We start from the raw sequence: 7,370 nt of genomic DNA on the forward strand, positions 1-7,370 counted from the left end.
AAGCCTATCTCTTATCTGGAGATACAGCTACTGTCTGGTGTTTCAGGGGGCTACATCATAATTATCGGAACAGATGAGAATGACAGAGCTGATAACAATTGACTCGGTTGACAGTACTAATAATGAAGCGAGACGGATCGTCCAGCATACCGGGAAAGTGAGTTTCGCGCTTTCCGCACGCGAGCAGACTGCCGGTAAAGGGCGATACAACCGCAAATGGATTTCTGCACCAGGGAACATTGCGGTCACAATTGTTGTTCCTCTTCCGGATGACAGGACATCACTACCTACGCTTTCTCTCGTCGCAGGGATAGCCATACATGATGCGCTTTCTCTTATTATTCGTGATGCTGACGTGCAGATAAAATGGCCGAACGATATCCTGATAAATGGAGCAAAAGTTAGTGGAACACTGATTGAAGCCGATCCAAGAGCCATTTATGTAGGCATCGGCATTAACATGACTGCCGATAATCTGGGTCTGGAAAACATAGCTGCGGGACTTGCTGGCTTCACGGATAAAGATGCTCAGGATGTCCTCCATAGCCTGTTACATCGCTGGGATGACTATTTTTCTCTCTGGAAAACTTATGGATTCACCGTGCTGCGGAGTTCCTATGAAGGGAGAATGAAAGGGCTTAATCAAATGACTGAGATTTCTCTTGATGCAGGAAAAACGCAGATAGTTTCCGGTATCTGTAGGGGCACTGATACGGAAGGCCGGATACTGCTTGAAACCCCAGATGGTGTGGTGAAGGCGTGGAATTACGGAGACGTATTGTTCCATAACTGATTCTGTTGGGTAGGCCTGACAATGACTGACCAGTTCCAGAAAACAGGACTGCAACGCTCGCTTAGCCGTTAAGGTAAACAGACAGTTCAATGAGGTTGAGATCCGGATCGCGAAGATAAACGGACTCAATCTCCCCGCTGGCACCAGTTCTTTTTACAGGCCCTTCTTCAATCTTAACGTCGTGAGCATTGAGGTGGGCAAGCAGTTCTGCAATTGTTCCATGAACAATAAAGCATAAATCAAGCGAACCGGGCACTGGCAGATGCGCCTTTGGCTCTATTTCCCGGCCGTATTCATGGATATTGATTTTCTGTTGACCAAATCTCAGTGCTGTCCTGCCCGCTCCGAATCGAACAACTACCATCCCGAGTATGTCTGAGTAGAAATCGACACAACCCTGCATATCGCGGGTTGTGAGAACAAAATGGTCTAAATGAGAAATCATACTGATAAGCCTTTCGTTTGTTCAAAAACCGGCGATACCTTCCAATAAGATACGTCCATTCATCACTGATGGCACGTCTGATTTGAATCTGTCACGGGAAATCCCCATGTTTCTTTTAGCACCTTAGCCCACCGCGCTTTCGCGGAATATAGGTTGTGGTCACATCAGAGGGTGAAATGACAAGTGAAATTTGGCAGGAAAAATGATGCTCCTGCATCACCTTCTTAAACAGTTTTTGCAGTCTCTTTCTGAGATACCCCGCACCGTCATTTACGGATTCAGATTTTGACATGACCTGGTCTTCATGTCCGGCAAAGACCGCACATGTATGAACAAAAGAGGATGAAAGAGATGTATAACCTCTTGAGCGCAAGAATGCCACCAGAGAACCATCCAGGTCACACTCCCCCTCAGCAAATTCTAGATAAATCAACACAGTGTAATTTATTACTTTCATATGAACGAGATGACCTCATATTTTCCTGTCTGCAGTTAAGGCAGAAAGTTAAAATAACATCGTCATAGATAATGTCCCACATACATCCTTGTGACAGTAAAACAGGGTAGTACAGCTTCGTCTGTTACTGAAGAACCTGGAATGATGACAGTATTTCGGTCATGCTGCTCTGGGTTACTAATGTTCAGCGATTCCACAGCAAAGCCAACCAGGCGAGCCCTTTATCCTCCCGATAAAGAGATAAAATGGCCATCAATACCGTCAGGACGATTATGAGCCGAAGAAGCGGATTCATCTGCATGACTTAACCTTGCATTATTTTTTGGTGTGCCAGAGATGATACCAGGATCCACCTGTAAGCATCAGACATAACGTCGCAGCCCGATATGTTGATTCCAGCACGTAACTAATCAGCATTATATCGATTTCAGTAGTTTACATGATTTAACTGTAGGTAGAAAAATACTGGAAATCATAATCAATCGGGTTGACGCCGCTGGCATGAACACGCACCAGTCATCCAATCAACCGCACTATATGCATTGATAATTTCAGGAGCCACACCTATCACTAAACCAACAGTGAAGCTAACTGATACAGAGGGCACCGCTGCGCGACAAGGACCGAACGAACTGGAATCAACAGTTTCTGCGCAGGTATTTAAGTGCAGGGCCACTCTTTGAAAATAGCCTGTTGCCACTGGCAGTCGTACGGCAGGACTGGGCTTTGCGCTAATGCGCGAGCAGCTAATCGCTCCCTGCCTGAAGAGTGGCGAGCTTGTAAAAATTTTCGATGCAGCAATTGATGATGGCCGGGGTTAAGATCGCTGCGCAGGAACGGTAGCTATATGCCCGCAAACAATCGGCTACTCCAGCAGGCCCCCGTAAGAATTTACTTAATGCAGCTCACACTTTTGTTCGGCCGCCATTGTCATTACGTAAGAGCGCTAAGATAATTCGCCGAAATACCCCATTTTTATGATGGCGTGCTACTGCGAAAGCAGGCAAGACCAGAATAGAAATGCTATCCCGCCAAGGGAAAGCATCTCTATTTTGGTCTTTTTTTTTGCCCCAACACCAGGGAACACTATGAACTATAACGAAACAGCAGACAAAATCCTCAACGCGGTGGGCGGTGCGGAAAATATCCGCATGCTCACCCATTGCGCTACCCGGTTGCGTATGGAGTTCAATAATCGCTCAAAGGTAAACGATGCGCAGATCGGCAGTCTCCCCGGCGTGATCAGCGTCGTGGAGAATGGCGGCCAGTTCCAGATCGTGATCGGCAATGAAGTACAGCAGGTTTACCGCCGGCTGAATAAGGCGCTGCCGGAAAAAAAAGGCCCGGCAGGCGACGATAAAAACGCAAAGCAGGCTGGCATCGTGGCGCGGATTATCAGTGTCATTTCGACCACCTTTACCCCGGTGATCCCCGCGATTACCGGTGCCGGGATGATTAAAGCGCTGTTGGCTATTCTCAAACTCACTGGGGTGATTAGCGAAACCAGCTCGACGTATCAGTTGCTGAATATTATTGCTGACGCCGCCTTCTTCTTCCTGCCAGTATTGCTGGCCTACGGCGCATCGCTGAAATTTGAATGCAACCCGATTCTGGCGATGACCCTCGCAGGCGTACTGCTGCATCCGGGCATTGGCCAGATGCTCACGGCTGGTAAAGCGATCGATTTTGTCGGCATCAACGTCCTGCTTTCAGATTACGCCGGTTCTGTGCTGCCAATTATTCTGACCGTGTGGCTGATGTCTTGGGTGGAACGCTTTGCCGAAAAAGTGTCTCCATCGATTATTAAATTTTTTGTTAAACCGATGCTGATACTGCTGATTACCGCCCCGCTGGCTCTGGTAGTGGTCGGCCCGGCGGGCATTTTGCTTAACGATCTGGTCGCCGCCGGTGCTGGCGCTATCGACCGCCATGCCAGCTGGTTAATCCCGATGCTGATGGGCACCCTGCAGCCCTTCCTGATCATTACCGGTACTGCCTGGGCGATGACGCCGATCGCCACCGGCCAACTGAGCAAAAGCGGTTACGAGATGATTAACGGACCGGGAATGCTGGCATCCAACGTGGCGATGGGTGCAGCGACGCTGTGCGTGGCGCTTAAAACCAAAAATAGCAACCTGCGTCAGCTAGCCTCTTCGTCGGGCTTTACCGCGCTGCTGGGGATCACCGAACCGGCGCTATACGGGGTGCTACTCAAGTCCCGTCGCGTACTGATCGCCGCGATGATTGGCGGCGGCTGCGCCGGAATCTACGCCGGGATTAGCGGGCTGGTGCGCTACGCGTTTGTATCGCCAGGCCTCGCGGCGCTGCCGGCGTTTATCGGCGAGAACCCGATGAACATCGTCCATGCGCTGGCGACCTGCGCGATCGCCATCATTGTGACTTTTACCCTGACCTGGTTTATAGCTTTTAAAGATGTTCATGAGGAACAAGATGCAGTGAACGAGACGGCTCAACCTGCGACGAGCCCGAAAAGTGAGGGGGAGACTGAAGTATTCAGCCCGCTGCGTGGCCAGGTGGTGGCGCTCAGCGAAGTGAATGATGATGTATTTTCCGGTGGCCTGCTGGGTGAAGGGCTGGCGATTCGTCCTGAGGAAGGGGTACTCTGCGCGCCGTTTAGCGGCACTGTGGGGATGTTTCTGCCATCGTGCCACGCAGTGGGTTTACAAAGCGACAGCGGTCTTGAGCTGCTGATACATATTGGTATAGACACAGTCAATCTTAACGGCCAGTACTTTAGCTCTACGCTGAAGGTGGGTGATAGGGTGGAAGCCGGACAAGCCCTGATCCATTTTGATATTATAGCCATCGAAAAGGCCGGGTATGACCTGATTACACCGGTGATTGTGATCAACGGTGACGAGCGACACTCGTTGCGCCTGAGCGCCGCCGCGCAGGTAGATTACGGAGAGACACTGATGGTGCAATCCGCTAAGGAGGCGCAGGTATGATTTATCAACAGCAAGCCCGATTCCCGGACGGATTTTTGTGGGGAGCCTCTACCTCAGCCTATCAGGTTGAGGGCGCGTGGAATGAAGACGGTAAAGGTCCGTCGGTGGTCGACATGCTCAGCCATCCGCCGGGAACGGCGAACTTCCGCATCGCCAGCGACCACTATCACCGGATGGAGGAAGACGTCGCGCTGATGGCGGAGATGGGGCTGAAGGCCTATCGTTTTTCGGTGGCCTGGTCCCGAGTGATACCTGATGGGGATGGCCCGGTGAATCAGGCCGGGCTGGCGTTTTATCACCGCCTTATCGACGCGCTGACACGCCATGGTATCACCCCCATCGTCACGCTTTACCATTTCGATCTGCCGTGGGCGCTGGAGCTAAAAGGCGGCTGGCTTAACCGTAAAACCGGGGATGCGTTCGTGCGCTATACCCGTCTCTTGTTAAGCGAGTTTGCCGGTAAAGTTCGACTCTGGCTGACCATTAACGAACAGAACACAATGATCCTCCATCCCGGTGCGATTGGCGTGCCGGCAGATCGCGAACTACCGGACAAGAAGGCGCTTTACCAGCAGAACCATCATATGATGCTGGCACAGGCGCAGATCTTCGCCTTTTGCCACCGTGATTTTCCCGGAATACGCATAGGTCCGGCGATAAATACCACGTCGATGTACGCCGAAAGCTGTAAACCAGAGGACGCCATTGCCGCGCATAACTGGGAGACGCTGCGCTGCTGGAGCTTTTTGGATGTAGCGGTGCATGGCCGCTACAACTCCCTGGCGTGGGCCTATATGCAGGATCGGGGCCTCACGCCGGAGGTGCAGCCGGAAGATGCGCTGATTTTGCAGCAGGGGAAGCCGGACTTTATAGCGATTAACTACTACTCAACCGCAACAATTGCCGCCAGCCGGGGAGACGACGGAGATGTAGCGCCCCGAGCCGGGGATCAGCAAATTATGCTGGGCGAAAAGGGCGTTTATCGTCCTGCAGAAAATCCGTGGGTTGGCAAAACCCCCTACGGCTGGGTGGTTGATCCGGTGGGCCTGCGGCTGACACTACGTAAAGTGTTCGAACGCTATGGCCTGCCGATTCTTATTAGCGAAAACGGCATGGGCGCGCCGGACAAGTTAGCGCCTGATGGGACGATAAACGACGAATATCGGATCGCCTTCTTACAGGCGCATATTGAGCAAATGCGGCTGGCGATAGCCGACGGCGTCGAGCTGATGGGCTACTGCCCGTGGGCGGCTATTGACGTGGTCAGCACCCATCAGGGATACGCCAAACGCTACGGTTTTATTTATGTCGATCGCGGCGAGGATGACCTGAAGAGTCTGCAAAGGATCCGCAAACGCAGCTTCTGGTGGTATAAGGATGTCATCGCGCAAAACGGCAACCACGACGAGTAGAAGAGATGATTGTTCAGAAGGTGCTCAACAATAGCCTGGTGCTCTCCATGGATGACGATAGCAGGGAAGTTATCGTCATGGGAAAAGGCATTGGCTTCAACAGCAGACCCGGGGATGAGATCGCCCCGGAGAAGATTGAGAAGCTGTTCGTGACCAAGGAGCTTAGCGCCCGTAGCGGCTATCTTGAAGCCCTTTCCGCCATTCCTGACGTGGTGATCGAAATGGCGTCCATGATTATTTCCCGCGCCAATATGCAGCTTGCCAGCAAGGTTCGCGAGCAAATTTTCTTTACCCTAGCCGACCACCTCACCTTTGCGATCGAACGCATCCGCAAAGGGATTATTATTCAAAACCGCCTGCTTCCGGAAGTCAGGCGGTTTTATCCGCAGCAGTTCCGCATCGCCAGTGAGGCATTGACGATTATTCGCCAGCATTACGGAATTGAACTGCCTGAGGAGGAGGCAGGGAATATCGCCTTTCATCTCGTAAACGGCCAGAGCGAGGGCGACGACGTGGCGCAAACCATTCAGTCGGTCAAAATGCTCAAGGATATTTTTAATCTCGTGCAATATCACTTTAAACATCAGATAGATACTAACTCGATTAACTACTCGCGCTTTCTGGTCCATATGCAGTTTTTCCTACAGCGTTTGCAAGAGGGCGAGCTTGACGGCACGCGGGATAGTTTTCTGCTGGTGCAGGTGATTAAGGAATATCCGGAGGCATACCGGTGCGCGCTGCTCATCCGCGATTATGTCAAAGCACAGCTCGATAAGACTCTCGGCGGCAATGAGCTGCTGTGGCTTACCGTTCATCTGGTGCGGATCGCAGGCCTGGATGCGTGAGTGCGCTTTTCTGCAATAAAACTGAGCAAATATCGCTTTTATACGCCGGGTAAGGTGGTGCTAGCCGCCACCCGAAAAATCCGGGCACAATGCCTAAAGACAAAGTCACTCAAAGAAATGAACCAGAAGGTATCTTGAATAGAGGGAACCAGTGAGGTCGCCGCCCCATGAACGGGCAGATTGCCGGAAAGGCAAAAAAATGATAGTGATTTCCATTATCACCTGATATCAAATTACTATCGAACATCTAAAGTCCATTTTATTTTCCCAAAGCGAACTATATCGCACCTCCTGCTGCCGCATCTCGGGCCGTAGCCGCGAGTATAAAGAAACAGCGTCTACTGTTCTTCCCTCAGAAAGACTTTTAGTACGATAAATGTCTATACTCATAGCGTCACTACATTAGATTTCACATATTCCACTTGACCTGCTCCCCGTTGATTAGTACA

Annotated in this window: 5 protein-coding genes and 1 pseudogene; 5 read left to right on the forward strand and 1 reads right to left on the reverse strand. The window is 51.2% G+C overall.

Translation table 11 applies throughout. The annotated features are described in order from the left end of the window. The first annotated feature begins 79 nt into the window (after positions 1-79). The gene (locus ACOTYN_RS25280) at positions 80-793 is read left to right on the forward strand and encodes a biotin--[acetyl-CoA-carboxylase] ligase (RefSeq protein WP_332959643.1); all 714 of its coding nucleotides are present in this window, start codon (positions 80-82) and stop codon (positions 791-793) included. A 61-nt stretch (positions 794-854) separates the two neighbouring features. On the opposite strand, the gene ACOTYN_RS25285 is transcribed toward ACOTYN_RS25280, so the two are convergent. Then, positions 855-1,238, reverse strand: coding sequence for a VOC family protein (locus tag ACOTYN_RS25285; protein WP_332959640.1), 384 nt, complete (start codon positions 1,236-1,238; stop codon positions 855-857). Between the two features lie 1,048 nt (positions 1,239-2,286). Between ACOTYN_RS25285 and ACOTYN_RS25290 the strand changes: the two are divergent. The 4 genes and pseudogenes from ACOTYN_RS25290 to ACOTYN_RS25305 form a co-directional block, all read left to right on the forward strand. Next, a pseudogene (locus ACOTYN_RS25290) lies at positions 2,287-2,510 on the forward strand (LysR family transcriptional regulator); the annotation flags it as partial. 273 nt (positions 2,511-2,783) lie between these two features. Then, the gene (locus ACOTYN_RS25295) at positions 2,784-4,664 is read left to right on the forward strand and encodes a beta-glucoside-specific PTS transporter subunit IIABC (RefSeq protein WP_332959638.1); all 1,881 of its coding nucleotides are present in this window, start codon (positions 2,784-2,786) and stop codon (positions 4,662-4,664) included. Continuing rightward, positions 4,661-6,076, forward strand: a complete 1,416-nt coding sequence (locus tag ACOTYN_RS25300) for a glycoside hydrolase family 1 protein (protein WP_332959635.1) — start codon at positions 4,661-4,663, stop codon at positions 6,074-6,076. Before ACOTYN_RS25295 ends, ACOTYN_RS25300 begins: the two co-directional genes overlap by 4 nt. Before the next feature lie 5 nt (positions 6,077-6,081). After that, a complete protein-coding gene (locus ACOTYN_RS25305) occupies positions 6,082-6,921 on the forward strand; it encodes a PRD domain-containing protein (protein WP_332959633.1) in 840 nt (279 codons plus the stop codon). The last annotated feature ends 449 nt before the right edge of the window (positions 6,922-7,370 follow it).

The sequence above is a fragment of the Enterobacter cloacae complex sp. IR5458 genome (genome assembly GCF_049238025.1).
Classification (GTDB): Bacteria; Pseudomonadota; Gammaproteobacteria; order Enterobacterales; family Enterobacteriaceae; genus Enterobacter; species Enterobacter kobei.